Here is a 3,306-nt window from a genome sequence, read left to right as displayed (position 1 = left end):
CCTCGGCCTCGAGTCGCCACAGCCGGTCGGCGGCGCGCTCGGCTAGCGTCACGATGCGCTCCACCGAATAGAGCTCGGGCACCAGCCGCGACAGTATCAACGCCTGGTAGCCCGAGCCGGTGCCCACCTCGAGCACGCGCTGCGGTCGTGCGCGCAGCACGAGCTCGGTCATCCGCGCGACGATCAAGGGCTGCGACAGGGTCTGGCCGAACCCGATGGGCAGCGCCGTATCCTCGTAGGCGCGGTGGGCCAGCGCCTCGTCGACGAACAGATGGCGCGGCTCGCAGGCCATGACCTCGAGCACCCGTTTATCACCGATCCCCTGCTGGATCAGGCGCTCGATCATGCGATCGCGCGTGCGCTGGGAGGTCATTCCCCGCCCGCGGCGATCATAAGGCGAGAGCTCAGTCAAAAGCATCCAGCCATGCCTGCACGTCGCGCTGCGCGGTGTGCAGCGTGAGGTCGGTGTGAAGCGGCGTGATCGAAACGTAGCGCGCCTCGATGGCGGCGAAATCGGTATCCTCGCCGTCGTCGGCGTTGGCCGCCACCGGGGCGATCCAGTAGCGCGTGCGACCACGCGGATCCTTGATGGGCACCGCCTTCTCCGCCGGGCCGCGATAGCCCAGCCGAGTGACGCGAAACCCTTGAAGCTCGCTCCAGGGCACGTCCGGCACGTTGACGTTCAGCAGCGTGCGCGGCGGCAGCGACAGCGTCCCCGAGGCGCCGATCAGCGTAGCCGCCACCCGGGCGGCGGTATCGAAGTGGCGCTCGCCGCACAGCGACATGGCGATCGCGCTCATGCCGAGGTTGCGCCCCTCCATGGCGGCAGCCACGGTGCCGGAGTAGAGCACGTCATCGCCGAGGTTGCTGCCGTGGTTGATGCCCGAGATCACCAGGTCCGGGCGCTCCTCCCACACGCCGTTGACGCCCAAATAGACGCAGTCCGCCGGTGTGCCGTCGACGCTGTAGAAGCCGTTGTCGAGCGCGCTCAGTGACAGCGGCCGCGACAGGGTCAGCGAGTTGCTCGCGCCGCTGCGGTCACGGTCCGGTGCCACCACGCGCAGGTGAGCGTGGTCGAGAAGCCCCTCGTACAGGGCGCGCAGTCCCGGCGCGTGGACGCCGTCGTCGTTGGATAGCAGCAGTCGCCGCATTCGCCTCTCCTTGGACGTGATGAAAGCTCGAAGCCTGGGTCAGAAAAAGTCCGGATGCGCGATCAGCTCGCCGACCAGGGAGGTCGCGAAGCTGCCGCGCGGCAGCGAGAACTCGAGCACCACCGAGTCGTCGCCCTCGCGGGTCGCGCTCGGCTCGATCACCCGCGCCCGAAGCGAGCGCTGCGCCTTGCTCACTCCGGCGCGAACGAGCCCGTCGCACAGCGCCGGGTGACGCGCCTGCAGCATTCGCTCGAGCGCCAGCGCCGCCCCGCTCGCCTGCCCGCCCACGCCCCACAAGGGCCCGGTCGGGTGCAGGTCGAGCGCCGCCGCGCGCGCCTCGAGCGTGGCGTCCGCCGTCTCGGCGGTGAACACGCTCTGGGTGCCGTCGAGCATCAGCGTGTCGCCGGCCAGCGGCGTGGCCCAGGTGCCCTCGTCGATGCGCGCGCTCAACCCCTCATTAAACAGAAAGCTGCGCGCGGTGGAAAGCATCATGCCCTGGCGATCGTCACGCTTGCGCCAGCCTTTTTCCAGCAGCGCCCGGGCGCGCTCGAGGTTGCGCCGGCCAGCGCCGAAGCGCTGCGGGCCGAAATAGTTGGGCACGCCCTCGGCGCACAGCGCCTCCCAGCGCGTCTCGAACGAGGCCGCCGCGACCGCCTCGCCGCGAAGGCGCAGGCGAAAGCGGTTGGTGCGATGCACGCCGCGCTTGAGCTTGCGCGGATGGCGCCCCTGCTCGATGAGTCGCAGATCGAGCGCGCGAAGCGACGCTTCGAGCGCCTGAGGCGCCTCGCGCCCGGGCAGGTGGACGCTGAACCACTGGCGCGTCACCGCGAAGCGATCCTTCATGCCCGAGTAGCCCACGTCGCGCTGGCCGACGTCGCACAGCTGGCTCAGCGCCTTCACCACCTCGAGGGTCGTCTGGCGACGCTTCTCGAGGCGCAGCCACAGGTGCTCGCCGCTACCCTCCGGGGTGAAATCGAGCTGCTCGTCGACGACGAAGTCTTCTGGCTGGCGCCGGTATTCGCCCGGCAGCGGCGCATCAAAGCGCGTATTGAGCGAGCGCGTCCAGGGCGATGCGCTCATCGCGCCACCAGCAGCACCACCGCCTCGGCGGCAATGCCCTCGCCGCGACCGGTGAAGCCCAGCCGCTCGGTGGTGGTCGCCTTGACGTTCACCTGGCCGAGCGCGGCGCCGATGTCGTCGGCGATCACCGCGCGCATGGCCTCGATATGCGGGGCCATCTTGGGCGCCTGGGCCATGATCGTGGCATCCAGGTTGCCGAGTTCGAACCCCGCTTCGTGGACCAGGGCCATGACGTGGCGCAGAAGCGCGCGGCTGTCGGCGCCTTCGAAGGCCGGGTCGGTGTCCGGGAAGTGGTGGCCGATGTCGCCCAGCGCCAAGGCGCCGAGCAGCGCGTCGCTGATCGCGTGCAGCAGCACGTCGCCGTCGGAGTGGGCGACGAAGCCCTGGTCGAAAGGCAGCCGGACGCCGCCGACCATCAGGTGGTCGCCGGGCCCGAAGCGGTGTACGTCAAATCCATGGCCGATTCGCATGAGACTACTCTTCGTTGCCGTCGCCTGCCTGCAGCGCCAGGATGGCCGCCGCCAGGGCAAGATCGTCGGGGTGCGTGATTTTCAGATTGTCGCGCCGGGCGCTGACCAGTCTGGGCGCCCTACCCAGCGCCTCGACGGCGGAGGCGTCGTCGGTGACGGTGATACCGCGCGCCGTCGCCTGGGAAAGCGCGCGCTCGAGCAGCGCGAAGCGAAACCCCTGGGGGGTGAGCGCATGCCAGAGCCCATCGCGGGGCTCGGTGGTCACGCTCTGGCACTCGCCGCCTTCGCGCTTCATGGTATCCGCCACGGGCATGGCCAAGAGCGCCCCGTCCGGGTGAGCACCGGCGGCGAGGTGCAGCGCCTGAAGGTCGGCGACGGTGACGCAGGGGCGCGCCACGTCGTGCACCATCACCAGGTCATCGTCGGCGGCGTCGATGGCGGCCAGGGCGTTGCGCACGCTCTCCATGCGCTCGCGCCCGCCATCGATGCGCTGCCAGTGCGCAAACGGCACCCAGGCGGGGTCGAACCAGCGATCGTCGGCGTCCAGACACAGCGCCAGGCGCGCCGTCGGGAAGGCGCCGTGCAGGCGCGCCAGGGTATGGGCC

Annotated in this window: 4 protein-coding genes and 1 pseudogene; all 5 read right to left on the bottom strand. The window is 70.3% G+C overall.

Going from position 1 to position 3,306, the window contains the following annotated elements; all coding sequences use genetic code 11:
* A pseudogene (locus tag BIS11_RS13485) lies at window positions 1-418 on the bottom strand (protein-L-isoaspartate O-methyltransferase); the annotation flags it as partial.
* The gene (gene surE / locus BIS11_RS13480; protein ID WP_253419430.1) at window positions 405-1,151 is read right to left on the bottom strand and encodes a 5'/3'-nucleotidase SurE; all 747 of its coding nucleotides are present in this window, start codon (window positions 1,149-1,151) and stop codon (window positions 405-407) included. The pseudogene BIS11_RS13485 and the gene surE, both read right to left, overlap by 14 nt.
* 39 nt (window positions 1,152-1,190) lie before the next feature.
* Window positions 1,191-2,231, bottom strand: coding sequence for a tRNA pseudouridine(13) synthase TruD (gene truD, locus BIS11_RS13475; protein WP_253419428.1), 1,041 nt, complete (start codon window positions 2,229-2,231; stop codon window positions 1,191-1,193).
* A complete protein-coding gene (gene ispF / locus BIS11_RS13470) occupies window positions 2,228-2,701 on the bottom strand; it encodes a 2-C-methyl-D-erythritol 2,4-cyclodiphosphate synthase (protein ID WP_253419426.1) in 474 nt (157 codons plus the stop codon). The genes truD and ispF overlap by 4 nt, the downstream gene beginning before the upstream one ends.
* A gap of 4 nt (window positions 2,702-2,705) precedes the next feature.
* Window positions 2,706-3,306, bottom strand: a 601-nt coding sequence (locus tag BIS11_RS13465; protein ID WP_253586263.1) for a 2-C-methyl-D-erythritol 4-phosphate cytidylyltransferase, incomplete at its 5' end; no start/stop codon positions are given.

It is taken from the genome of Halomonas sp. 707D4 (assembly GCF_024158685.1).
GTDB lineage: Bacteria > Pseudomonadota > Gammaproteobacteria > Pseudomonadales > Halomonadaceae > Vreelandella.
The sequence above is the reverse complement of the archived record's forward strand: the minus strand, read 5'-3'. Positions and strand labels throughout refer to the sequence as shown.